The 24,166-nt window shown below is 43.5% G+C and carries 22 protein-coding genes; 6 read left to right on the top strand and 16 right to left on the bottom strand.

From position 1 onward, the window contains the following. Nucleotides 1-109: 109 nt before the first annotated feature. From NST58_RS25625 to NST58_RS25640, 4 genes are all read right to left on the bottom strand, one after another. Nucleotides 110-319, bottom strand: coding sequence for a hypothetical protein (locus NST58_RS25625; protein WP_036677557.1), 210 nt, complete (start codon nucleotides 317-319; stop codon nucleotides 110-112). A gap of 14 nt (nucleotides 320-333) precedes the next feature. Continuing rightward, nucleotides 334-855: a PRC-barrel domain-containing protein gene (locus NST58_RS25630; protein ID WP_036677560.1), complete on the bottom strand. Its 522-nt coding sequence runs from the start codon at nucleotides 853-855 to the stop codon at nucleotides 334-336. A gap of 92 nt (nucleotides 856-947) precedes the next feature. Continuing rightward, nucleotides 948-2,099: a cysteine desulfurase family protein gene (locus NST58_RS25635; protein ID WP_076179374.1), complete on the bottom strand. Its 1,152-nt coding sequence runs from the start codon at nucleotides 2,097-2,099 to the stop codon at nucleotides 948-950. 128 nt (nucleotides 2,100-2,227) lie between these two features. Further along, complete coding sequence (locus NST58_RS25640; protein ID WP_076129681.1) at nucleotides 2,228-2,683, bottom strand: DUF523 domain-containing protein; 456 nt, start codon at nucleotides 2,681-2,683, stop codon at nucleotides 2,228-2,230. Nucleotides 2,684-2,839: 156 nt separating this feature from the next. Between NST58_RS25640 and NST58_RS25645 the strand changes: the two genes are divergently transcribed. Next, nucleotides 2,840-3,508: an SOS response-associated peptidase gene (locus tag NST58_RS25645; protein WP_339244551.1), complete on the top strand. Its 669-nt coding sequence runs from the start codon at nucleotides 2,840-2,842 to the stop codon at nucleotides 3,506-3,508. A gap of 249 nt (nucleotides 3,509-3,757) precedes the next feature. Here the strand turns inward: NST58_RS25645 and NST58_RS25650 are convergent, their stop codons facing one another. The 3 genes from NST58_RS25650 to NST58_RS25660 form a co-directional block, all read right to left on the bottom strand. Beyond that, nucleotides 3,758-4,858, bottom strand: a complete 1,101-nt coding sequence (locus NST58_RS25650) for a glycosyltransferase family 4 protein (RefSeq protein WP_256717216.1) — start codon at nucleotides 4,856-4,858, stop codon at nucleotides 3,758-3,760. Between the two features lie 22 nt (nucleotides 4,859-4,880). Next, on the bottom strand, nucleotides 4,881-6,089 hold the full coding sequence (locus NST58_RS25655) for a glycosyltransferase (protein WP_076193236.1): 1,209 nt from the start codon (nucleotides 6,087-6,089) through the stop codon (nucleotides 4,881-4,883). A gap of 158 nt (nucleotides 6,090-6,247) precedes the next feature. Beyond that, complete coding sequence (locus NST58_RS25660; RefSeq protein ID WP_076129677.1) at nucleotides 6,248-6,622, bottom strand: hypothetical protein; 375 nt, start codon at nucleotides 6,620-6,622, stop codon at nucleotides 6,248-6,250. 273 nt (nucleotides 6,623-6,895) lie between these two features. On the opposite strand from NST58_RS25660, the gene NST58_RS25665 reads away from it, so the two are divergent. Continuing rightward, nucleotides 6,896-7,339 carry a carboxymuconolactone decarboxylase family protein gene (locus tag NST58_RS25665; RefSeq protein ID WP_076129676.1) on the top strand — a complete coding sequence of 148 codons (444 nt, stop codon included), beginning with the start codon at nucleotides 6,896-6,898 and terminating at the stop codon, nucleotides 7,337-7,339. A 178-nt stretch (nucleotides 7,340-7,517) separates the two neighbouring features. On the opposite strand, the gene NST58_RS25670 is transcribed toward NST58_RS25665, so the two are convergent. Next, the gene (locus NST58_RS25670; RefSeq protein ID WP_076105880.1) at nucleotides 7,518-7,970 is read right to left on the bottom strand and encodes a MarR family transcriptional regulator; all 453 of its coding nucleotides are present in this window, start codon (nucleotides 7,968-7,970) and stop codon (nucleotides 7,518-7,520) included. 128 nt (nucleotides 7,971-8,098) lie between these two features. Between NST58_RS25670 and NST58_RS25675 the strand changes: the two genes are divergently transcribed. From NST58_RS25675 to NST58_RS25685, 3 genes are read left to right on the top strand one after another with little or no spacing between them, the layout of a single operon-like run. Then, on the top strand, nucleotides 8,099-8,545 hold the full coding sequence (locus NST58_RS25675) for a GNAT family N-acetyltransferase (protein ID WP_076129675.1): 447 nt from the start codon (nucleotides 8,099-8,101) through the stop codon (nucleotides 8,543-8,545). Continuing rightward, entirely contained in the window at nucleotides 8,542-9,186 is a 645-nt protein-coding gene (locus NST58_RS25680; RefSeq protein WP_339244554.1) for a YitT family protein, read from the top strand. The genes NST58_RS25675 and NST58_RS25680 overlap by 4 nt, the downstream gene beginning before the upstream one ends. Before the next feature lie 42 nt (nucleotides 9,187-9,228). Continuing rightward, nucleotides 9,229-9,684 (top strand): GNAT family N-acetyltransferase, encoded by a 456-nt coding sequence (locus NST58_RS25685; protein ID WP_036677596.1) that lies wholly within the window; start codon nucleotides 9,229-9,231, stop codon nucleotides 9,682-9,684. A gap of 202 nt (nucleotides 9,685-9,886) precedes the next feature. Here the strand turns inward: NST58_RS25685 and NST58_RS25690 are convergent, their stop codons facing one another. Continuing rightward, nucleotides 9,887-10,306, bottom strand: a complete 420-nt coding sequence (locus NST58_RS25690; protein ID WP_036677599.1) for an Rrf2 family transcriptional regulator — start codon at nucleotides 10,304-10,306, stop codon at nucleotides 9,887-9,889. Between the two features lie 294 nt (nucleotides 10,307-10,600). Between NST58_RS25690 and mnmA the strand changes: the two genes are divergently transcribed. After that, complete coding sequence (gene mnmA / locus NST58_RS25695) at nucleotides 10,601-11,722, top strand: tRNA 2-thiouridine(34) synthase MnmA (RefSeq protein WP_076129704.1); 1,122 nt, start codon at nucleotides 10,601-10,603, stop codon at nucleotides 11,720-11,722. A gap of 367 nt (nucleotides 11,723-12,089) precedes the next feature. Here the strand turns inward: mnmA and NST58_RS25700 are convergent, their stop codons facing one another. The 7 genes from NST58_RS25700 to NST58_RS25730 all read right to left on the bottom strand — a co-directional run bounded on the left by NST58_RS25700 (nucleotide 12,090) and on the right by NST58_RS25730 (nucleotide 23,840). Further along, nucleotides 12,090-15,074: a glycoside hydrolase family 48 protein gene (locus NST58_RS25700; RefSeq protein WP_339248801.1), complete on the bottom strand. Its 2,985-nt coding sequence runs from the start codon at nucleotides 15,072-15,074 to the stop codon at nucleotides 12,090-12,092. 32 nt (nucleotides 15,075-15,106) lie between these two features. Beyond that, complete coding sequence (locus NST58_RS25705) at nucleotides 15,107-17,839, bottom strand: glycoside hydrolase family 9 protein (protein WP_076129673.1); 2,733 nt, start codon at nucleotides 17,837-17,839, stop codon at nucleotides 15,107-15,109. Between the two features lie 292 nt (nucleotides 17,840-18,131). Next, on the bottom strand, nucleotides 18,132-19,982 hold the full coding sequence (locus NST58_RS25710) for an oligopeptide ABC transporter substrate-binding protein (RefSeq protein WP_339244555.1): 1,851 nt from the start codon (nucleotides 19,980-19,982) through the stop codon (nucleotides 18,132-18,134). Between the two features lie 19 nt (nucleotides 19,983-20,001). Then, nucleotides 20,002-20,907 carry an ABC transporter permease gene (locus tag NST58_RS25715; RefSeq protein WP_076129671.1) on the bottom strand — a complete coding sequence of 302 codons (906 nt, stop codon included), beginning with the start codon at nucleotides 20,905-20,907 and terminating at the stop codon, nucleotides 20,002-20,004. Between the two features lie 27 nt (nucleotides 20,908-20,934). Further along, nucleotides 20,935-21,897, bottom strand: coding sequence for an oligopeptide ABC transporter permease (gene opp4B, locus NST58_RS25720; RefSeq protein WP_036677612.1), 963 nt, complete (start codon nucleotides 21,895-21,897; stop codon nucleotides 20,935-20,937). A 4-nt stretch (nucleotides 21,898-21,901) separates the two neighbouring features. Then, the gene (locus tag NST58_RS25725; protein ID WP_076129670.1) at nucleotides 21,902-22,837 is read right to left on the bottom strand and encodes an ATP-binding cassette domain-containing protein; all 936 of its coding nucleotides are present in this window, start codon (nucleotides 22,835-22,837) and stop codon (nucleotides 21,902-21,904) included. Further along, a complete protein-coding gene (locus NST58_RS25730; protein ID WP_076129669.1) occupies nucleotides 22,824-23,840 on the bottom strand; it encodes an ABC transporter ATP-binding protein in 1,017 nt (338 codons plus the stop codon). Before NST58_RS25730 ends, NST58_RS25725 begins: the two co-directional genes overlap by 14 nt. Nucleotides 23,841-24,166 lie beyond the last annotated feature (326 nt).

Here is a 24,166-nt window from a genome sequence, read left to right on the forward strand (position 1 = left end):
ACCATCAAACACACAAAAAAGCGTCAATAACCTTGCAACTGATTTCAGCTGAAAGGAAATTGACGCTTAAGTACATAGAGCAGTCTTGCTTACAAAGCAAGATTCATAGTTAAGACGACGCATGAATTTGCGGGAAATCCTGAGTCATATCATCCCCGGAGAACAGGTCATCCAGTGAGCTTAGTGTGCCGTCTTCTTCAACTTGATAAACCGACATTTTCTCGCCATTTACCGTCAATTCGATGAAACAGCCCCAGCAATAAAACTGGTGGGAACCGATCTTTCCGATATCTTTGGAGTTGCAGTTTGGACACTTCATAAAATACATTCCACCTATCCGTTAACAATATTAATGGCTTTTTGTAGCCGTTCTTCGCTCATCGCAGGAACCATTAATGCATTCTCACCAATGGACATCTCGTCAGAACAAGGCAGCCATTTGCGGCCTTCGATCAAATCAGTGACAAGCCCGTCACTAATTTCCAGCGCTCCTATTGTGTTTCCCAACTTTTGGTCAAAATAAACATCAGATATTCGTCCGAGTATAGTTCCAGTTGTAGTTAGCACTTTTAAATCCTTAAGTTTGTTCTTTCCAAGTAGAAAAGTACAAGGTATATGATCGGCATCTATCTTATCAATCGACTCTTTACTACGAATCATGACAGCATCCTCGCCGTAGGCCACAATATCTTCCCATGCCACAAATTTCACATGGCCACCAAAAAAAGATTTGCTTTCCAGTTCAATACCCGTAATATTCCAGTTTGAATCGAGCAAAATATCGACAATTTTGCCGATTGCGTTACCCTCTTCAACTTCATATACAGCCAAGCCGATCAGATCTTGAAGTTTCATGGCTGCTCGGTCTCCTCACTTTGAGTGTAATTACGAGTTCTCAAAAAGTGAAAGCCCGAATGATCGGGATACCTATCATAGCCTAGAAGTAACTAGTCTCTGATACGCAGCCGATTCAGAATGGTTTCAACTTTTCGAGCAACGTACTCAATTTCTTCAGTAGTATTACCCAAACCCATGCTAAATCGAATCGCGGACCCTAAAATATTTTCTGGAAGCTCCATTGCTCTCAGAACATGGGATATTTCCAGTGATCCTGACGTGCAGGCTGAACCGCTTGCCGCCGCAATCCCGTCCATATCCAGGTTCATCAGCATAACATCTGTTCTAGCTCCCGGGAAGCTCAAATTCAGTATACTTGGCAAAAAATGATCGGTATTGCCGTTAATCGAATAACTTTCCCGTCCAATCAGCGTATCCAGCTCTTCAAGTAGTCTATTGCGCAGGAGCTGCACTTTTTGTCGACGTTCTGATAGACCTGTAACTGCTATCTCAACAGCCTTGGCAAATCCAGCAGTACCTGCTAGATTTTCTGTTCCGGCTCGTCTGCCGCGCTCCTGAAGGCCACCGTGGAGTCTTGGATGCAGCGGTGCTCCACTCCGCACATAAAGGCCACCGATCCCCCCAGGTCCATTGATTTTGTGAGCTGTAAAGCTCATGTAATCTACCGGAAGCTCCCGCAGTGTGATCGGTAAGGCACCAAGAGCTTGTACAGCATCAACATGGAACAGAATTCCCCGCTCTCTGGCAAGCTGGCCAATTTCCTGAATCGGCTGAACGGTTCCTACCTCATTATTGGCATACATTACACTGATTAGCACCGTGTCTTCCTGCACCGCTGCTTCTACGTCTGCAACGGATACTCGGCCTGTAGAATCCACAGGAAGATAAGTAACCTTAAAGCCTTCCTTCTCCAGCTCTTCGCAGGTATGTAGCACTGCATGATGCTCTATCGCAGAGGTGATAATATGATTGCCTTTCTGGGCAACAGCAGCGACAGCTCCATAGAGGGCTAGATTGTCGCTTTCGGTTCCGCCGCCAGTGAACACCCACTCTTCCGGCGAGCAGCCTAAAAAGGCGGCGATAGTATCGCGCGCCCCATTTAATATTTTCTTGGCTGAACGTCCGAACTGATGTACACTGGACGCATTTCCATATTGTTCTGTCATTATATTCAGCATGACCTTGGCCACCTCGGGATGAACCGGAGTTGATGCGGCGTGGTCCAAATAGATGGTTTTCATCATTCATTTCTCCACTTCTAGGGTATAGGACAATAGTTCGTTTTTAAGAACTATTAAATTATACCGCGCGAGAAGTTAGTTTTCCACAAACTAAAGAACACAATATTGTAATCAATTCCCTGTATAGGCTAGGATAATGACAGCCAATTCTCTTCAGAGGTAACTTCTATGCCGTTTTTTCTAAGTAAAGCCGCAGTCACGCCGTTGCCAGCGATCTTCTTCCCTTTGAACTCTCCGTTATAAATCATGGTGCTGCCGCAAGAAGGACTGTTTTCCTTGAGGACTACCATCGTGGCTGAAACCTCTTGAGCTTTTTCAAGCGTAATATAGGCCCCTTTTAAATATAGTTCTGTTACATCTGTTCCCGACCGGTCCACTACTTTTGCCGTTCCTGCAAGCACATCCTCACCATCCCCGCCGACAATTTCAGCTGGCTCTCTAGGCGTAGAGAATCCCCCTAATAATTCCGGACACACAGCAATAGCCTGATTCTCATTCAAAAGCTTCTGAATTTTCTCATCCAAACAATCCGTACCATTATATCTTACCTTCATGCCAGCTAAACAAGAGCTTACCAAAATCACCTATATGCACCGCTTTCTTCATTCATTGTGCTTCGTTTATAATAAGATACAACCCTCAACAGCCGTTCAAGCTAAGAAATATTTCGAGCATAACATGCTGATTACAAGCTGTAAACAAATCTAGCCTCAAAAACGACCGAATGGGAAGTGTATAAAATGTGCGGACGATATACAATAACAGTCACCAAGGAAGAGCTGATGGTCAGATATTTTGCCAATGATTCTACCATTATCCACTATGCTCCAACATATAACGCAGCACCCATGCAGCAAATTCCGGCAGTCATTAACACAGGGTCCAGCAATAAACTTGGGGAACTGCGCTGGGGTCTGGTTCCTTCTTGGGCCAAAGATGATAAAATCGGCAGTAAAATGATCAATGCCCGGGTAGAGTCACTCCTTGAGAAGCCTTCTTTCAAGCGATTAGTAAGCTCCCGCCGCTGCATCATCCCTTCTGATGGTTTCTATGAATGGAAGGCACAGGGCAGCAGTAAACAGCCCATGCGAATCGTGATGCGCGATGGGGGTATTTTTTCAATGGCCGGATTGTATGATATTTGGATGGACCCTGAAGGTAATAAATTAAGTACCTGCACGATTATAACGACTACCCCAAATGAACTTATGGCTGAAATCCACAACCGTATGCCAGTTATTTTGAAGCCTGAGGATGAGCCTGAATGGCTAAGCCGGAGCAATCAAGACGCAACTTCGTTAATAAAGCTTCTTAAACCCTATGATCAGCATCAAATGAGAGCCTATCCGGTTTCCACTACAGTGGGAAATGTCCGGAATAATACGAAGGAATTAATCAATGAGATATAGACAGGAGGAAGTCATATTTATAAAACACATTTAAAAAAGTGGATCGTAGCAGGGTTAGTATTTCTGAGTTTATTTAGAATTCTGTTCTTTATATTAAAAGAGGTTATCTTTTCTTATGTCACTCTCCCTGATCCCTATAACAATATTATTCAAATGGTGGGAATGATTGTAACCCTTTTATTGACACTAATTCTGACCTCGTTGTTAATCCATGAAAAAACATCTTAACCCTGCAGATTAACCGCAGAGTTAAGACCAGCGCCGCTCAATTTGAATTCTACGTCCCATCAATTGATGATACATCTGTAGAAATCTGTCTGCATACAGCTCGGAGGACAGGTTAGTCCGGATATGCCATTCTCCATTCATCCTGATTCTGGCCCGCAGTGCCGGATCATCCATTAAGGATAGAGCAGCATTCACAGCTTCATCCAGCTGCCCTCTCGTGTATATTTTTCCAGTGTGATTGTTAATGACGAGTCTTCGAACGCCGTCTGAATCTGTAGTAAGTACAGGACAACGGCACAACATCGCCTCAGCAACCGCGTATCCAAATCCTTCCAAAATTGAGGTCGAAAGGAGCAACCCTCCCGAATCACCAATAATGCTCATATAATCTGCCATTTGCTCATGAGGAATATTGGAATACGAAATTAATCGTGAAGAAATCCCTGTCTCAGCTACAAATTGATCAAAGCTTTCTTTTTGCTCTGGATCAAACAACGTATCATCCTGAAAAATCCATAAATAAAGCTCGGGATGGATCGTCAGCAGCCTTTGCCCGATTTGCAGAAATTCCCGCCAATTCTTATTCGTTTGAATGCGTCCTACCCAACCGAGGATAGGGAAACTTTTCGCGGGATAATTGGTATATCCAAACTGATCGCAATCGATCGGATCATCAAAACAATATTGTGGAATGGTTGGAAATCCGCCTTTGAAAAGCGCCTGCAAATGGGTTGTTTCCGGATACAGCAGTGCATCGGTGAGCCTGTAAATGCGCTCTGTAAAATTATTAACGACCTGCTCAGCTTCATCTAAGGTACCTAAACCCTGCACTTCAAAAACAAGCGCCCCTTTATACCCAAACCCTCGAATCCGCTCTGCTAAGTTAATATCCGTACACACTACAATTAAGTCAAAAGCTTCCCGAGCAAGCATTGCCCTGATCTCGTCATCACTATTGGTAATATGCGTTTGAATGTTACGGATATTCTGCTGTCCTTTTCCATGGTGTGTATACAGTAAATGGCACTCTACACCGCGAGCATATAACGCTTGGCAGCGAACTCGGTTCAGAGTTTGCATACCACCACTCGGGTTATAAAAAGTGAACAAAATCTTCATCATGATCACTCATTCGCAAATTATTTTAGGTAAAAGAGGTCTTCAACAAATCATACAAATCCGCGCTGCGAAACAGCTCATTATAATAGTGGCTTTTGGTCGAGGGGACATGTCTGTGTCGAAATCCAATCAAGCTATGATCATCCGTGTAGTAGTTGGAAATCGTATCCCCACCCGTAGTAATCAAAGCTTCCAGCATGTACTCAATATCGAGCGCTCCTATAAAAACCTTTGGACCTAAAACTATCGTAAATGGGGTGGATAGCTGCTCAATAGCACTGCAAATCGCGTGTGACTCCACAGCCCCAGGCAGCCAAGCGAACGCTGTCGCAGGATGAGGTATGGTTTCCAATAGAGCTGATGGCTGACGTGTAGTTGATAAATCCAGCACCCGGCATTCATAATTGCTATACGTTTGTTCGTACAGATTCTCTATCCTCGTTATTTCATCCGCACAAGCATTCACTACAGGATATAAAACGGTAATCAACGCCGGAATCCCTCTGCGAAACCGCGCCTGATGGCGGGTCAAATGATAGGCATATCTCCATCTACGATGATTTTCAACCGAATGTAACTGGGCAGATACACTAAAGGTAGAATCTACACGATAATTCACCAGTTCCACCGGTATAAAGCGAATCTCACAATGTTCAGCCAGTCTCAGCCAGTAATCATAATCTTCCACCGGTTCCATTCCATAAGCTCCAACAAGCTTCGCAATCTGTGTTTTGTACATAAAAGATACGCCAATGAGCGAATAATCCAGCAATCTCTCTTTGGGCTGTGACTGATAATTACGCTGCGTAGCCAATTGATGTTCGTTGTGAAGAAACTTTCCCTCGTTATCGATGCTTTGAAAAGAACTGAACACGATGCCTAACTCCTGTGGACCTCTAACTAGCGCCCCCCGAAGGATTTCGAGGAAACGGGGTTCATAAACATTGTCGCTGGAAACCCAACTCAAATATTGAATACTGGGCTCACTAAACAAAAGATCAAAGCCAGTATTCAGTGCATGTGCTATACCCCTGTTCTGTGCGTAAGAGATAACCGTTACCCTCGGATCTTCGACAATAATGGATCTCACGAGCGGTTCCATATCTGGTGCTCCATCGATCACAACAACCAGCCGAAAATTGGTAAAAGATTGGTGTAGAACAGACTGCAGAGCTTGCCGCAGAAACTCCGGCTTTTGGGTATACACAGGCATAACTACTCCTACATCCGCCATGATTTTTACCTCTCTCTACATTGGAGTATAAAATCAGTATATTTTGATTCCTCTCATATGATTGTGTGAATGCCCCTAAAATACTTTATTGCGCCTAAAAAAGCAGCAATCGCCCTATTTCTGTCAGCGACTGCTGCTTAATGGTCTAAACGTTACTATTATATAGGGATAGATAATGCCGTAATCTGCGTCAATTCAGATTGAAGCACTCGCTGATCAGTAACTAGATTTCCGAACTCGTCCAGCCCATACACGGAGGTAACTACTTCTGCCAAAGGAAAAGGACTACTAATTTGTACCTCGTAAGCCAAATTGCCCCCAATGAAAAACTCTCTAATATCAGAACTCTTTGCAGGAACGTAATACCCTGTGACATAAAGCGGAGTAAGAGCTGGCATCGAATATGGAACACCAAAAACTTCGACGATCATCATTGCACTCGCATTACTTGTGTTACGAACACTGACTACTACATTACTTGCTGCAGTACCAGTTGCTCTTGTATTTGTAATAAGACCTGTTGTATAAGGCATTTCCTCACTCCTCCTCTTGGTTTCTATCAACTTATTCACCAGGAAGCCGATAGTTGTGAGGCAAGAGGAAGGGGAAACTCGTGGAATAACAGCCAATTAGACAGGTAGAAGATTATATTGACATCATTTCCGTTCCGCTTTGAGGATATGTCGGCGGGTGATTTCTGCCTTCTTATAAATAAAAAAATAAGTACAAATGTTCGCATATAAAGAATAATAGTGTTAAAATAAAGTTATACTATTCCTAAACTAAAGCCTAAGGAGTCTTGCCTAATGAGTCAAAGAGTTGCTTACAATGAAGTTGCACCTGAGGGTATGAAAATCATGATGGATATGGAGATGTACACCAAAAAATCTACGATTAATCGGACTACAAGAGAACTTATCAAAATCAGAGTTTCTCAAATTAACGGATGTGCTTTCTGTATAGATATGCATACATCCGAAGCTCGTAAAATGGGTGAAACTGAACAACGAATTTATTGTTTAAATGTTTGGGAGGAATGTAGTTTTTATACACCTGAAGAGAAGGTTGCTCTCGAACTAGCTGAGCATATTACGCTGATCCCTTCCAAAAGAGTTCCGGATGAGCTATATAAGCAAGTACGTGAACATTACGATGAGAAACAATATGTTGATCTTGTGCTGATTATTAATCAAATCAACAGTTGGAACAGAATTTCTATTGCAATGGGAAATACCCCCGCAGCACAATAATTAACATTAATTAACCTTAATGAACACTTTAGGGTGTTCTTTTTTTATTCTCCGCTCCGTACGTTCCACGGCTCCGTTGATATATGAATCATCTTATTAAAATGCCCTGCCAGTATATCACTAGCAAGGCATTTTTTTATGCAATCGTGTTGGGTTAGTTCAATAACAATTGCTGATTTTAGTACTCTCTTTTATTTCCCTTCTTTACGTATTCCCACTCAACCTCAACATTTTTCCTAACTCTTTGCAAAAGTTGAAACAAGACTTCCGTTTCTTTTTCAGATAATCCTGCTAACGCAACCAAGTCGGTATGGTCCCCTTCTCTCTTCAGAAAAGAGTAGGCTTGTTTGCCTTTTTCAGTTGTGAATAACCTTTTTATTTTTTTGTTCGTTTCATCGTCTTTCTTTTCAATAAAACCTTGGATTTCAAGCTTCTGAATCGCACGTGCTGCTGTTGTTCGGTCCACCTTTATCATTTCCGACAGCTTTTCTTGAATAATGCCCGGATTCTCATATATCCGGACCAGATATAAATACTGCCCCTTTGTAAGCTCTAATTCCTTGAACTCTATATTACTTATGGAATCTAATGCCCTCGCTATCATTCCAACTTCACGAAGGATCTCTTTCATTCAATCACCTACCAGTTCCAATAATGTTGTATTTACAACAATATTGATTGTATATATACTTATAATTGTCGTTAATTCATTATGACGTTTTTCCTAAAAAAAACAAATACAGAATGGAGTAAGCAAGAATGAATCTTAAAAGAATTACACTAATCGAGGAACTTGAAGCTGCATTTTCAATCAGAAAAAAAGTATTTGTTGAGGAACAAGGCGTTCCCCTTAATGATGAATTTGATGAATTCGATACACTGAATGGAGAATGTGAACATGTCCTGGCCTATTATGATGGGCAACCAGTTGCCACAGGAAGGATCCGCGTTCTTGATGGTATAGGTAAGTTAGAGCGTATTTGCATCCTAGAACCTTATCGTAAATTTGGAATTGGGAAAAAAATCATTTCTGCATTAGAAGAGATCGTAGTGGAAAAGGGGCATCAAAAAGTTAAATTGCACGGGCAAACTCAGGCGGAGGGCTTCTATAAGAAACTTGGTTATCGGGCTTCATCTACTGAATTTATGGAGGATGGCATCCCTCATCTTTTAATGACTAAAGATCTTTCTGCTTCAAAAGAATGAAGAAGTTTAGTGTAACTACGTTTTCCATTTTCACTTGCGGGATTTTCATCTTAACCCTAGGCGTTTCACTAACAATAATCTCTGACCTTGGAGCATCACCTTTTGATGCACTTTTAGTGGGTCTATCCAAAAATGTCGGTCTTACAGTAGGCAGTTGGGAAGTGCTGATCGCATGCCTATTGATTGGATGTAATTCATATTTATCCAAGCAAAGACCGGAATTATTAGGGCTGGTAACTGCATTCATAGCAGGCTTAGGTATTGATATGTGGCTTTTTTTGTTTAACCATCTGATCGAGCCTAATCTGTGGATCAGTAAAATTGCTTTTTATGGTTTAGGCTTAATCGCAATTGGATTAGGTACATCCATTTATTTATACGCAAATTTCGCACCGATTCCAGTGGACCGGCTAACATTAGTACTGCAAACGATAACTAGGCTTAGTATACTATTTACTAGAACAATCATTTATCTTGTTTTCTTATTTGCCGCCATTATTTTCAATGGGCCTATTGGGATTGGCACTTTACTTACCATTTGTTTAGGCGGATTAATTCTTAATTACTTTATGCCACTTACACAGAAAGCCTTGGACCGATTGCTACAACATATAATAGCGAACTCCGCTAAAGAAACTTGATGTATACAACAAACCATAATCTTATCATTGGGAGTGAATAATTTGGAGATTAGAATCGATAACTTAACCGGAACCGAAATCATAGCATTGATCAGTGAACATCTTCAGAGCATGTTTGAGCAATCTCCCCCAGAGAGTGTACATGCGTTAAATTTAGATAAATTAAAAACACCAGAAATCACCTTCTGGAGTGCCTGGGAGCAGGGCGAACTCTTAGGTTGCGGTGCTCTTAAAGACTTGGGTAGCCATCATGGTGAAATCAAATCCATGCGTACTTCTACCAAGCATCTTAGGAAGGGCATTGCATCTAAAATGCTTGCCCATATTATTAAAGAAGCTAAGCAACAAGGCTATCGGCGGCTGAGCTTGGAAACCGGATCCACTGAAGGGTTCGAAGCGGCTAGAAAACTATATGAACAATATGGGTTTGAATACTGTAGTCCGTTTGCAGATTACATTGAAGACCCCTATAGTGTTTTTATGACGAAAGAATTATAAGTACTGTAGAGGTGCTAACTTGACTACTAATCAATGGATACCGATTCTCGCAGCGTTTATCGGAGCCTTTTGCTGCTGGATTGCGCTCCTTAATAAACGTAAGAACAAATAGAATCACAGATAATAAAAGATAAAAAAAGACTCCCAAATGGGAGCCTAAAGGTTGATTCATAATACTGTTGAGTTATCTTTCATTGGAGATCTAAATATAAAACATGTAATTGTCAGCCAAACTCTCTTCTTTGTAGTTAATCAAGTCATAAAGTGTTGTGGAATCCAGCACATCGGCAATACTGTCGCGAATACGCAACCATAAATCCCGTTTCGCTGCATCGTCCTCTTCCGTGAAGTCTACAGGAGAGATAGGACCCTCCAGCACACGGATGATATCACCGGCAGTGATAGCATTCGCCTCACGCGACAAAATGTATCCGCCATATGCTCCACGAATACTTTTTACAAGTCCTGCATTGCGCAGAGGAGCAATTAGTTGCTCCAGATAATGCTCGGAAAGACCATTTTTCTCAGCGATACTCTTAAGTGAAGTTGGTCCTTCACCAAATTTCAGTGCAAGCTCCATCATAATTGTTAGTCCGTAACGACCTTTAGTTGATATTTTCAAAGGGGCACCTCTTTCAGTTTAATGTCTGATTATTGTATACTATTGATTCGGCAAGTCATTTGGATTGTCATATCAAGGTATTCCGATAATTACTCTCAGTTTATGTTATCATATCCGAAGTCACAAATGAAATGGAAAACAAAACATTTTACGAGAATGTTCACCCCAGGTGGACATTTTGTTGTTTCCAGTCTCTTATTTCAGAGGTTTAGAGTAGACAGGTATGTTATAATACATTTTGAGCCGGGTGTTCCATGAATGACCGGTATTTTGGGTACAGAAATGGTGATTACGATGACAAAAGCAAAACAAGACACCCGTGTCGTCGTCGGCATGTCCGGAGGGGTCGATTCCTCCGTCACGGCGCTTCTGCTCAAGCAGCAGGGCTATGACGTCATCGGCATCTTCATGAAGAACTGGGACGATACCGACGAATTCGGAGTATGTACGGCCGAAAGCGATGCAGAGGATGTTCGCCGCGTATGCGAGCAGATTGATATTCCTTACTATACCGTTAATTTCGAGAAGGAATACTTTGATAAGGTATTTTCTTATTTTCTCGATGAATATAAGGCCGGCCGGACGCCAAATCCTGACGTCATGTGCAACCGCGAGATTAAGTTTGGAGAATTTTTGAACAAAGCTCTTCAGCTTGGTGCCGATTATGTCGCAACTGGACATTACGCACGTGTTATAGAAGAAGATGGTGTGTACAAGCTGCTCCGCGGCGTAGACAACAATAAGGATCAAACCTATTTCCTGAATGCATTGGGGCAACATCAACTCTCTAAAACAATGTTCCCTATTGGACATCTGCCGAAACCTGAAGTGCGGAGAATTGCTGAAGAAGCAGGACTTTACACTGCCAAGAAAAAAGATAGCACAGGCGTCTGCTTTATCGGCGAGCGCAACTTCCGCGAATTCCTCAGCCAATATCTCCCGGCACAAGCTGGCGATATGGTTGACATAGTAACTGGAGAGATCAAAGGCCGCCACGACGGACTTATGTATTACACGTTAGGCCAACGCCAAGGCCTTGGTATTGGTGGCTCTGGCAACGGCGAACCGTGGTTTGTAGCTGAAAAAGATCTTAGCCGCAATATTCTTTATGTAGTACAAGGAGACAAGCACCACAGCCTGTACTCCACTAGCCTGATTGCTTCCGGTGTTAACTGGATTGACGGTCAAGCGCTTGGGCAAGAGCCGCTAAAATGCACCGCCAAATTCCGGTATCGCCAGCCAGATCAAGGCGTGACCCTTACAGCGCGTGAAGATGGAACGATTAATGTAGCCTTTGATGTTCCACAAAAAGCGATCACACCTGGTCAAGCTGTTGTCTTCTATCTCGGGGAGCAATGTCTCGGCGGCGGAACGATAGAATACGCGGAGAAGGTTGTTCCTTCAGCACAAGTGTGAATGTAAACCAAACTTCTATAAAAGCTTGATCTACAAGTAATCGTAGTAACTCACAATATCTAACTAGCATACCAAAGCACGAAATAGTTGTATTTAATACAGCAATTTCGTGCGTTTTTATTTCTTTTTGGGTTTTAGTTGCACATTGTACAGTTAAACTGAGCTTATATCTCAATAAGTATCCATATACTGATAAATAGTTGTATGAAGTGCAATTAAATTACGTTGGCGCGGCTAGAGCCTATTTTAGTTGTAGGAAATACAATTAAAATGGACATGAAGCCACAATTAGTCGAAGTGCAGTCGCTAACCAGCCAATAACAAAAAAAGCCCCAGCCAAATGGCTAGGGCTTCCCTCATTTAGACTTTAAGGCTCAAGTCCCCATGCTAGAGCACCATTCAAGTACAACGGCACATGATTCCATTCCGTGTAAGATGTTTTGGTAGGATCATACGAGTAGTCTCCAACCTCGTTGTAATTGCTCCAGTCCGTTTTGTTGACCCGGATCTGGATATCACCCGTGTTGGCTCCCGGTGCAAGACTGCCTGCACCTGCGCCGAAGGAGATTTCTAAATAATAGTCCGCTCCAGTTTTGGCAGGGTCTACCTTCACGAATGTTCCCTGTATATTACTTCCACCGATGTTAGCATAGTCAACATTAAATTGTTGAGGTTTATCGCCATCAATCGTGTAATAATACCGCAGCTTTACATCGCTAAGCGCTACAGCCGTATCCCCATTGTTAACAATTTGCAGCTGCGGGCGGAACTGATTATCTCCCGGATTGGTATCACTTGTCCGGTACTTCACCACCAAATCTCCTTGTGCCGGAATCGGTACATCCATAGGCTTGGCGTGAACCTCAGGCGAATTCGGGCTCTCTCCAACCACGTTGGAAGCACTAACTACATAGTAATAATCCGTACCGTTAACCACGGAAGTGTCACTGTAAGTAGCTTGAGTGACAACAGCCACATCGCTGTAAGGGCCACCAGTTGTTGCAGCTCTTTTCACAGTATAGCTTGTAGCTCCAGTTACGTTGTTCCAACTAAGATCTACAACTTGGTTACCAGCGACCGCACTTGGTTTGGAAGGTGCTTTTGGAGCTACTGGCTCCGTAGGCACGCTGCTGTTGATCAATCGATCGTATTCTGCATAAGCAGTTGCCATATCTACTTGCGACCAGAAGCGATGGTAGGTAAATTCAGGGGCTCCATTGTCCCATGTTTTAGTCACTTTATTAAAAGAAGTATTGTATTTGTCCAGCAGATATTGCCACTTAGAGTCATTTACGATATTCGGACGGATATCGGTATAGCTTGCATATACCCCATTTCCGCCTTTAGCAGGATCGGAAGGCACTGTTGATGTACCAGGGATTGTATTTCCTTGGCCGAATGTACCTGTCCAGCCGCTTGGGAAATAGACTTCTTTAGTGAAATAGCGAGAATAATCTGCACGGCTTTCGGTAGTTGCAATACCAATTCCATCGTTATAACCCCATGCCGTGTCTAACAAAGATTTAGCCAGTACCTGAGCTTCTCCTCCCAGAGTACTGTAGCTGCCATGTTCAGCTTTGGTGCCAGCCGCATAGAAGGTAAGTGCCTTAATATAGCTGCCCAGTACACCTGTATCTTGGCTTGGACTCTTAGTTACGGCTTTCAGGTTACTGTTTGCGGCAGAACCACTGAAGCCATTCCACGTATTAGGTTGTCCTGTCCATTCCACATTACCTGGAATCCAGAATTCTCCTGGTGCAGAGACTGTAGCCACTTGTGGATTGGCGCCTCCAAGAATTCGATTTCCTTGGCTGTTCAGATAGTAACCTTCTGCATCCGTAACTGGACGTTTGTTGGCAAAGGCATAATCTTTAGACCAATCTACCCAATTTTCTATAACTTGTTTTGCCATTTGGAAGTTTTCAGATGTAGTGTCTCCGTTAGAAGCAAGGATATAGTACAGCTCCGCTACCCGCTCCACACTCCATGCCTGCATTCCGAACCAGTTATTGGATGGAGGATCGTGGTAGACTGGAGCTTCGTCATAGGCCATGCCATAAAAAGTACTGGTTCCAGCTGGATAAGCCTTGTAAGCGCCTTGATAACTATTGGTCGCTCCACCGGCAATTGCCCCTTCAGAGGACTGCAGCCAAGTATAAAATTCCAATTGACGTTTCAGAGAATTTTCCCAATCCTGCCCAGCTGTAGCTGATGACGGAATCAGACCACCATCCGAATCAGAAAGTGCGTAGGCAGCTACGACATTCTGATACCCTTGGTGGGCATGGCTCGCACCAATTCTCCAAGCCCAGTTTCCTGTAGCTCCAAGTCCACCGCCCCATGCGGTATACCAAGCCAGAAGATATTGATTGGAATCTTTGCCAGTCCCGGCATCAGGGGTGCCGTCAGTAGCTGCACTTCCTACTTTTTGGAAGTATTTATCATACATACCGTACCGCAGGAAATCGCCCATTTTCTTAGCTTTATTCAAATACACTGTATTGTTGTAGCCGAGCTCTTTAGCCCAGTACATTGCTTGTACTGCCCGTGCATCGGCATCTGTAGCATTCGTGTAACGCCATTGAGCGGAAGGCACGTTAGCTTCTTTTGTGAACAGGCTCATGAAGCCTTCGTTTGCTTTTCCGAACGTTTTGTCATCTTGAGACGGGTGAGGGACCGCCTCCCAAACGGATTCTTGTTCACCCCGTTGGAATGTATTCACATAAGCGGCTGTATGCGTAGGATTCAGCAAGTTGCCGAAGCCGTACCAGTTGTCCACGTCTACCAGCCAGTGCATCAAGTAGGTCTGGTTGTTGCCATACGTCGCCTTCAATTCAGCATCTAGCGGATCTTTACCTGCTGTATACTGGCCACCTAGCTGACTTGGATACTGATCCGGCTGAGCATGCTCCGCTGCATACGTAGCCGGGCTGTTCGGATTGTAATAACTCATGGTTGGCTGCTCTTCCTTGCCATCACCTTCGTTAATAGGGATGATATACTTCTCCATGTTGTCCCAAGCGGATTCCAGCTTAGTCCAGTCCCCTGTGTGATAACCATAGAGTACCTCAAGCCACATCCAATAACTGTAAGCTTCTGAGGTCGTCATATGTCCGTAATCAGGGGCTTCACTCATCAAGGTCTCTACCGCATGATAAGGTACTCCTTCGGCAGAGAAATAACCATTTGTGGGGTCTTTTAGCTGCGCATATAATTGCAGAAATCGCGTCTGCTCCGTAGTTGAAGCGTGAGCAGTCTGAGGTCTAAAATTAAATAGACCGGTCATGAGTGAGAGAAACAGGACTGCGGCCATTATTACAGAAACAGGCTTCTTTATTAAGCTCAATTTCATCATCTTAGGCAAGCTCCCTCTCTTGGATATATTTATGGTTCTAAGCCCCATACAAGTGTTTCACCTTGATAAAGTGTAACCTTATTCCAATCGGCAAATGTCTGCTGAACCGCGCTGTAGGAATAATCATCCGTTTCATTATAAGCCGTCCAGTCCGTCTTATTGGTGCGAGCCTGAATCTCGCCGCTATCTCCACCAGGCGCTATACTTCCAGCCCCTGCACCAAAAGAAATCTCCAGATAATAATCCGCGCCCGTACTGGCGGGATTCAGCTTAACAAAACTGCCGCTTAAATTACCACTGCCCACTACAGCATAATCACAATGAAACTGTTGTGGTTTATCCCCATCCACAGTGAAATAATAACGCAGCTTCAAGCCGCTAAGTGCCACAGACTCGGTTCCTGTATTCATAATTCGGAACTGAGGGCGCAGCTGTCCATCACTGGCATTCGTATCATTCGTACGATATTGCACCTTCAAATTTCCCGTTGTGGGCTGTGTCGGTTCTTGGGGTTTAGCACTAACCTGTATAGATGGCAAGCTCTCCCCTACACTATTCGTGGCAGTGATCACATAATAATAAGTGGTTCCGTTCACCCGTCCACTATCCATGTAATCCGTTCCCGTGACATTCTCAAGCACCGTATACGGGCCTCCACTCACTTCACTGCGTTTAACGGTATATTCACTGACCCCGCTAATCGCACTCCAAGTCAAATGGACAGTCCCATTACCTGCTACAGCCTGAACATTAGTCGGACGTGCAGGGACTTGAGGTTCTCCAGGTTGTCCGCCACCCGCTGGAAGTTCTCCATACATGTGTACACCTGCATCAAACACCGGAATGTTCGCTGTTTTTACAGGAGTTACTCCTTGAGCTGCCACCCCTTGGAATGAAAAATCATTAGCATTATTCCAGAAGTTAGTGTTCAGCGGAGCTGCAATTCGGAATTGAATCTCCTTACGATGAGCAGATTGTCCACCCGGATAAATCAAAGTACCTGTAAAATCAACCTTAGTATAGTAGATATGGTTAGCTGCATCGTAAGGCTGAAGTGCAGACACCGTTCCACCCTGATTGTAGCCTCCCGCTGTAACCGTAATATCCTCAGGACCATAACCAGCCGCTATCGCTTCACTAAGATCCACATAATAGTTAAAAGACATCTCTTTACTGGCCCTTGCCGGCCAGCCCGTACGGTTATTCAGCAATGCTCGAATCTCTACGAAATTGCTGCCACTAGCATTCACAGAGGCTTCGACAAACATCTCATCTTCACGTGTCTCTGCAGGTGGAAATTGTGCAAGCGGCTGTTGCCCTTGTCCATGCAGCAGCACCATTTTTGCAATAGCTCCTGTAAAAGCTGCATTGTAATCGGTTGCAACTTCATTCGAGACATAATCGTTAATGGAGTCGGTGTAGCTGTCTGTTTTGGACGGGCCTCCAACTAGCGCTCCGTACAAGACATGGCGATGATTTACCGGAACGCTCTGACTATCATTCCATGATCCATGTGAGGTTCGATGATGGGGATGCTGAGGAGAATTGTTACCAAAACCGATAACATAACTGCTGTTTCGTGGATTGTCACCAAGCATATACGTAATTTGTCTCTCCGCGAAAGAGCGCGCCGTATCTTTCTTCACCGGATCGCTCACCCAGTCTGAGTAAACGAAGGCCATAAAAGCCTGATTGGCTGCATAACGCAATGCGCCCCATTGATCCAGATGGGCTAGTCCGCCAGGTGTATAGGCAACACGGTCACTTGTTCCACCCACTCCAGTCGTCCAATACTGCATATTCCGTTCAGTGGATTGAATGAACTTGGTCTGCCCGGTGATTCGTGCCAACAGTAATTGAGCGCCATAATGCTTGTCGTCCCAAGACTGTGTCCACTGATACCCCCAGTTTCCAGCCTGATTCGTTCCCCATTGATCGCTTGCTGCAATAGCCTTATTGAGATACTGCTGATCGTTAGTCGCCAAATACAACCAGACAGCCCCCCAGCTCAATTCATCCGCGTAACCGCTCCAAGAATTATAATATTGTTTGACGTCGGTAATGCTGTCGGAATAGGAGCCGCGATAAGTGTCTGCAAAATTGTAAAGCTGTTTAGCATGCAGCAGCAGCTTGTCCGCGTATACGGCATCCGTATCCCTGAAAATAATGGATGCTGAAGCTAACGCTGCAGCTGTTTCTGCGGCAAGATCTGATCCGGGATGAGTGGCATCAATTTTGTAGGAAGGTCTCTGCATCTGCATGACTTCTGCGGGTCCCCACCAATTATGATCGGTTGTTCCGTTACCAACTTGTCCCCACAGCTCGTTAGGAGCGGTATGAGCTTTCACAAAATAATCGGTTGCCCAGCGAATATTGTCTAAAATTTCCTCAAGCTGCCCAGACCCCTCATATCCTTGCTTGTACTCATAAACTGACCACGCCAGCATCGTTGTAGAATAAGCCATAGGCAAACCGAATTTAACGTGATCACCGGCATCGTACCAACCACCAGTCAGATCATGTCCCACATCCGCCCCGTCCAAAAGACCGGAATCGCCCCGCCATTCCACCCGATTGTTATCTGGCAATTCACCAGACCGCTGTGTTTCGTAGAAATAAATAGATTTTTGTAGAACCTCCGCATAGTTGTAGTCTCCGGCCGCTGCCTCTGCTATCGCCGGTTGAAATGCAGCATTTGAACAAAATGTAAGCGCAAACAACAAACTGAACACCAGTCCTTGTTTCCTATACCTCTTGATCATTTCTACTGCCCCTCTCTTCAGTGAATGCCACAAGAAAGATTACACCTCAGTCCCGTAACACCTCCCTCACTTGAATCAGGTACCCGTCATTGCGATCATCCACTCACCTCACTCTAAGAGCTATATTTAAGCGAAAGTTTCGCTCTCACCCAAAATATACCATATCTTTCATTAAAACACTATATTTTTACAGTAAATAATGCACAAAATATAGGAATTATTGTTAATTTGATGAAAAATAAAAAACAGCAGCTCAGGATCTCTCCTTGAACTGCTGTTCATTAATCCCCTCTTACTGAGCTACCGCAGCTTTATCTGCAGAAACCGCAATGTCGTTATAATAGATTCCAACTCCATCACTAACAGCCCAATAATTCAGGACGCGGTTATTAACCGGCACTATTACAGCACGATAAAGTGTTGGGAATACTGGAATCTCGTCAACCATAAATTGTTGCCACTCTTTATAGATTTCTTTACGTTTGTCTACATCAAATGCAGCCTCGGAGATCCCTTCGGAGAGCAAACGATCGTTCTCTGCACTCGAGTAACGTGGGAAGTTATAGATTGCATCTTTGCCATACAGACCTGATGGGTCAACGTCAATCCCTACACCCCAAGCGCCTTGGTACACATCAACAGTAGGATCATCCTCACCATTTTGACCTATGCGATCATAGAAGGTATTAAACTCTACCATTTCCAAAGTTACATTCAGACCAATCGCTTTCCAGGATTGTACATAATATTGAGCCAACGGCTCAGCAATGTCTCCACCAGTCATCGAAATGAAATTAATCTTCAGCTCGCTGCCATCTGGATTCGTTCTAAATTCACCGTTTAGTTTGTAACCAGCGTCATCCAGGATCTTCTTAGCTGCTTCTGGATCATAAGCTACACCTGGATTGGAAGCATCATGGAATTCAGGATGGGAAGGTGGAATCAAGGTAGTCGCATTCCAACGCAGACCATTATAGAACTTTTTACCAACAGTATCATTGTCAACCGCTGCCCACATTGCTTTACGAAGATTCACATCCGCCATTTTAGCTTTAGGATCGGTAACAACCTCTTTTTTCGTTGCATCCCATTTACCAAGCTTAAAGCCTATATACGTATAAGCACGATCAACCGCACCCAGGAATTCAACGTTTGACATCTTTGCATTATCAGGGTATTGATCAATAGGGAAGGAATCCACCAAGTCAACTCCACCAGATTTCAGTTCTTGTACAATCGTTGTTGGGTTGATAACCTTCAAAATTACTTTATCCAGTTTAGGGGCTCCGCGCCAGTAATCTTCATTCTTAACAAATACTACAGACTCACCAGGAACGATACTCTCTACTTTAAAAGCTCCGAAGCCAATTGGCTTTTGGCGGACTTCAGGGGAAGAGGAGATTTTGGCAACATCCATGCCGCCAAAGATATGTTTGGCTAATGGATAAATCCATATGCTACCCGTTAACAAGGAAGGTGTAGATTGCTTATAAGTAATTTGCAGTTTCTTATCACCCAGCACTTTAATCCCGGATATGGTCTTGGCCTTACCGGAATGGTACTCATCCATGCCTTCAATATTAGTGAAGTCAGAACCGTAACGAGGACCATCATAAGCAGGATTACCAATAACTTCATGGGCGAACAACCAGTCTTCAGCTGTTACTGGTTTACCATCCTGCCAGTTTACATTGTCGCGAATCGTAAAGGTAAAGGTACGTCCATCTTCTGCAACTTCATAAGTAGCCGCACCATCATTAGTATAAACATAGTCTTTATCCCAAGTTAACAAACCTTCATCAAACCAGTTCAGAACTTGAGCATCTGGATCTCCAGAATAGAAGTTCCAGTTCAAAGTGCCTTCAAATGGACTATCGGAAACAAGTCCAAATGTAATTGTCCCTCCGTCAATAGCTTCACCTTGGTTAGTCTTAACGTTACTGAAATCTTTAATGTTATAAAGTCCGTCTTCTGCCTCAGGCGCGGCCGTTGCTTCTGCGGTTGCCGCAGGTGCGCTGGCGTTAGGAGCTGCTGTTGATTCAGCCGCTTCGTTGTTGTTCTTGGAGCCGCAAGCCGCAAGAGCGAACAACATTACAAACATTAATGAAACTAGTAAAGCTTTTGAACGAATGGCTTTTCTCATTTAATCATTTCCTCCCTTATTATCCTTTTCTTTGTCTTGCGTCGGTCGCACGTTTAAGCGCTTGACCCACATTATTTATACTCAACATCAATACCAGGATCAGCAATGATGCGGGTAACCAGATCCACCATCTGAACTCAAGAGTCTGCGGATTTCTCGCATAGCTTACTAGAGTACCCAGACTGGGTGTACTTTCTGGAAAACCAAAACCTAGAAAGGATAGGCCTGATTCCAATCCAATATTAGCTGCCAGATTCAAGGTCATTGTTACGATAATGATTGAGCTTAAGTTCGGCAGAACTTGCGTGAACATAATTTTTAGATTGGAGGAGCCTAGGGTCTTAGATGCCTGAACATAATCCAATTCCTTCTCTTGCAATGTCTTGGAACGAATGAGCCTGGCAATCCCCATCCAAAGAAATGCTGTCATGATAAAGGAGAAGGTCAACGTATTGTATTTAGGAACTGCGCTGACAAAAGCAATAACAATCATTAGAAAAGGTAGAATCATGAAGAAATCTACAATACGCATCGCGACATTATCTACCGTTCCCCCAAAGTAACCTGAGACTAAACCTACCAGAATACCGATAATTCCCGTAAAAAATGTAACCATAAAGGCAATAGACATGGAATTTCGTGTTCCTATAATTAATTGACCGAATACATCCCGTCCTCCATAATCAGTCCCCAGCCAATGCACAGCCGAAGGCTTCTCATATAGGGCGAACAAGTCAACCGTGACAATTTCTTTCTGATCTAAAAATAAGGAGATCCCATATACAGCAGCAATAATCGTAAATAGGAAAATCAATGAGACCAGTGCCAGCTTATCCCGCACCATCTCCCGCCAAACAATTTTGAAGCCCGATGGACTTTTATCAGTTTCCTGCAGCAGAGCTATCTCTGCGCTCGTCTTTGCCATTTCATTCACCCCAAAGTGTTCATCTTCTTATTTAATCCGGATACGAGGATCTACGATACTTAAAATAATGTCTGATAACAACGCACCGACGATGGAAGCAACCCCATACAGAAGAACGAGGGCTGTTACCACGCTGAAATCCCGAATCGTTATCGAACTTAGAAACAGCAAACCCATTCCTGGATAGCTGAAGATCGTTTCAACGAACACCGTACCACCAATTAGCCCAGTGATCTCATATCCAAAAAATGCAGCGATCGGCAGCAAGGAGTTTCTCAAAATATGACGATTGTATACGCGTGACTCTGAAGCCCCTTTAGCTCTAGCAGTGAGAATGAAATCTTTTTGCTTCGTATCAATGATCTCATTTCTCAGATATTGGACGGTCCCAACCGTTGCAATTAGCGCCATAGATAACGCAGGCAGAAGTAGATGGTAGAATTTACTCCAGAAGTGACTTAGTGTACCTGGAACTTCCCCGGGACTGACACTGCCGCTGGTAGGAAACCAATGAAAATGAAATCCGAAAACCCATACCATTAAAAGTGCAAAAATAAACAATGGTGCAGCAAATCCAATATAGGTATAGCCAGTTATCAAGCGATCCAGCCACGAATCGTTATAACGTCCGCTGGTAATACCAAGCGGGATAGCAATAAGGTATGTAAGAATCAGCGTAACAATGGCCAGCCAAAGTGTATTCATCAGGCGTTGTCCGATTAGCTCTGAGACCGGCATTTTGAAACGGAAGGACTGGCCGAAATCCCCTTGTATCGCTTTAGTGATCCAATCCCAGTACTGGATGTACCATGGATCATTTAGACCGAGCTTTTCTCTCATCGCATCAATGGCCGCCGGATCAATATTCGGATCGAGCATTCCTGAGAGTGCGTCACCAGGCATCGCCTTCGCCATAAGAAAAACAAGAATACTTAATAGAACTACTTGAGGGATCATTATAAGAATTCTACGAACGATAATCTTCCACATATTCTCAACCTTTCTCAGGCAAGGCTACCAGATGAGTCTCGGAAATTGATTTTAATGGATAAGCCATGCCTTCTTCATCAAAATAATTCCGGTGCGCTTGTTCATATTCCTTGCTTACTGATTTTCTGAATGCCGTCTGCTTTTCTCTCTGTTTCGGATCAATATCAGGAATGGCGGCAATGAGTCGTTTGGTATAAATATGCTGAGGATTGTCAAAAATATCTTTAGCAGTCCCTTGCTCCACATGTCGTCCTTTATACATAATCCCTATGTGATCGCACATATGCCTGATGATCCCGAGATCATGACTGATAAATAGAAAAGTAAGATTCAGCTCTTTTTGAATGTCCTGCATGAAGTTAAGCACCTGTGCCTGTACTGAGACATCTAGCGCAGATACCGGCTCGTCAGCAATAATAAGTTTTGGCTTGAGTGCAATTGCTCTGGCAATTCCGATCCGCTGCCGCTGGCCGCCAGAAAATTCATGCGGATATTTCAGGATGTTCTCAGGACTTAAGCCTACTTGTAAAAGCAATTCCTGCACCCGGCGTTTTTCTTCCCCTGGAGACATTTTTTCGAAATTACGCAACGGTTCTGCAATAATATCGAGTACACGCTTCTTAGGATTTAAGGAAGAGTACGGATCCTGAAAGATCATCTGAATGTCTTTGCGGACATTTCTTTGCTTTCGTACACCCCTCAAGGCCAAATCTTGCCCTTCAAAAATCACGCTGCCGCTAGTAATAGAATTAAGACCTATAATCGCGCGACCCGTTGTCGTCTTTCCGGAACCAGATTCACCAACCAGACCATAGGTTTGCCCAGCTTCAATGGTAAAATTAACATTATCGACAGCCTTAACTACGCCAACTTCCCTTCGAAAAACACCGCCGTGGATCGGAAAATGTACTGCTAAATTTTTAACCTCAAGAAGTCCCATTGTGGATTGCCTCCTCGTTAGTATCAGGGAAATGGAAATTGTTATAACAGGTGCAGCGAACGAAATGTCCGGGTGCGACTTCATGCAGCTGTGGGTTCTCCTCATGCTCCGATTCAGGAATCCAAGGTGTCCGTGCCGAGAAACGGCAGCCCTTACGCGGAAGGTTTTGCAGTGGTGGAACAATCCCCTGAATCACATGCAACCTGGATTTTTCTTCTTTTGCCGTTGGAATGGAGTTTAATAAGGATCTCGTATATGGATGTTTCGGATTAGACGTCAACGTAAAAATATCTGCGATTTCGACGATTTGTCCGGCATACATCACCGCAACACGGTCAGCCATTTCGCTTACAACCCCTAAGTCATGAGTGATTAAGATAATGCCTGCTTCCATATCGTTTTTTAATTTTTTAATAAGTTCAAGGATTTGTAATTGGATAGTCACATCTAGTGCTGTGGTAGGCTCGTCGGCGATCAAAAGCTTGGGTCCATTGGCTATCGCAATGGCGATAACCACCCGCTGCCTCATGCCACCGGATAATTCGTGGGGGTACTGCTGATATGTATGCTCGGGACGGGAAATTCCAACCTTGGTCAAAAGATCAATGACCTTCTCTTTTCGCTGTTTCTTAGAAAGCTTGGAATCATGTAGGATAAGTACTTCTTCAATCTGTGAACCGATGATCATTAGCGGGTTTAAAGCGGATAAAGGATCTTGAAAAATCATAGACATTTCTTGCCCGCGCAGCTTGTTTAGTGCAGCAGGAGACATAGTAACGATGTCCTGGCCCTTGTATTTGATTTGTCCGTCAATTCTGGCTCTGGTATGCAGCCCCATAATGGAAAAGGCGAGCGCACTTTTTCCTGAACCAGATTCTCCAACGATAGCCAGAATTTCATTTTTGCGAACAGACAGGGTAACATCATCAACCGCAGCATAATAGTCGTCTGCAATTCTGAACGATGTCGACAAATTTTTGATTTCTAGTAGTTCTTCGCCCATATTCATCACCCTAACGACAAGGATTTCAAAATTAACACAATGAAAATATTATGTAAATTTTGATATAAATAGTGTTGATTTTCATGAAACATTTTGAAATAACCAATGTGATGATAATTAACACTGTTAAGAATACTACCAGTAGTTCAATCGGAAATAAAAATGAACATCTCGTAACTTTGTAGTTCATTTTAATTAACTTATGGTAAATTATCAATCTTTTCCTATAAAAAATTTTCAATCGATGTGATTAAAAGTAACGTAGGCAACAAAAAAACGGCTCTAGGCCGCCTTTTTTTGGGAATTATTTAGTTCGACTGAAAGTT

The organism is Paenibacillus sp. FSL R10-2796, from assembly GCF_037965315.1.
Classification (GTDB): Bacteria; Bacillota; Bacilli; order Paenibacillales; family Paenibacillaceae; genus Paenibacillus_AQ; species Paenibacillus_AQ odorifer.

Excerpts from the sequence above, each read along its gene's own strand:
- NST58_RS25630 (WP_036677560.1), bottom strand. The coding sequence starts at position 855 with ATGAAACTTCAAGATCTGATCGGCTTGGCTGTATATGAAGTTGAAGAG.
- NST58_RS25710 (WP_339244555.1), bottom strand. The coding sequence starts at position 19,982 with ATGAGAAAAGCCATTCGTTCAAAAGCTTTACTAGTTTCATTAATGTTT.
- NST58_RS25670 (WP_076105880.1), bottom strand. The coding sequence starts at position 7,970 with ATGAAAGAGATCCTTCGTGAAGTTGGAATGATAGCGAGGGCATTAGAT.
- NST58_RS25730 (WP_076129669.1), bottom strand. The coding sequence starts at position 23,840 with ATGGGCGAAGAACTACTAGAAATCAAAAATTTGTCGACATCGTTCAGA.
- NST58_RS25700 (WP_339248801.1), bottom strand. The coding sequence starts at position 15,074 with ATGAAATTGAGCTTAATAAAGAAGCCTGTTTCTGTAATAATGGCCGCA.
- NST58_RS25655 (WP_076193236.1), bottom strand. The coding sequence starts at position 6,089 with ATGGCGGATGTAGGAGTAGTTATGCCTGTGTATACCCAAAAGCCGGAG.
- NST58_RS25665 (WP_076129676.1), top strand. The coding sequence starts at position 6,896 with ATGAGTCAAAGAGTTGCTTACAATGAAGTTGCACCTGAGGGTATGAAA.
- NST58_RS25675 (WP_076129675.1), top strand. The coding sequence starts at position 8,099 with ATGAATCTTAAAAGAATTACACTAATCGAGGAACTTGAAGCTGCATTT.
- NST58_RS25650 (WP_256717216.1), bottom strand. The coding sequence starts at position 4,858 with ATGATGAAGATTTTGTTCACTTTTTATAACCCGAGTGGTGGTATGCAA.
- NST58_RS25660 (WP_076129677.1), bottom strand. The coding sequence starts at position 6,622 with ATGCCTTATACAACAGGTCTTATTACAAATACAAGAGCAACTGGTACT.
- mnmA (WP_076129704.1), top strand. The coding sequence starts at position 10,601 with ATGACAAAAGCAAAACAAGACACCCGTGTCGTCGTCGGCATGTCCGGA.
- opp4B (WP_036677612.1), bottom strand. The coding sequence starts at position 21,897 with ATGTGGAAGATTATCGTTCGTAGAATTCTTATAATGATCCCTCAAGTA.
- NST58_RS25680 (WP_339244554.1), top strand. The coding sequence starts at position 8,542 with ATGAAGAAGTTTAGTGTAACTACGTTTTCCATTTTCACTTGCGGGATT.
- NST58_RS25705 (WP_076129673.1), bottom strand. The coding sequence starts at position 17,839 with ATGATCAAGAGGTATAGGAAACAAGGACTGGTGTTCAGTTTGTTGTTT.
- NST58_RS25715 (WP_076129671.1), bottom strand. The coding sequence starts at position 20,907 with ATGGCAAAGACGAGCGCAGAGATAGCTCTGCTGCAGGAAACTGATAAA.
- NST58_RS25645 (WP_339244551.1), top strand. The coding sequence starts at position 2,840 with ATGTGCGGACGATATACAATAACAGTCACCAAGGAAGAGCTGATGGTC.
- NST58_RS25635 (WP_076179374.1), bottom strand. The coding sequence starts at position 2,099 with ATGAAAACCATCTATTTGGACCACGCCGCATCAACTCCGGTTCATCCC.
- NST58_RS25625 (WP_036677557.1), bottom strand. The coding sequence starts at position 319 with ATGAAGTGTCCAAACTGCAACTCCAAAGATATCGGAAAGATCGGTTCC.
- NST58_RS25725 (WP_076129670.1), bottom strand. The coding sequence starts at position 22,837 with ATGGGACTTCTTGAGGTTAAAAATTTAGCAGTACATTTTCCGATCCAC.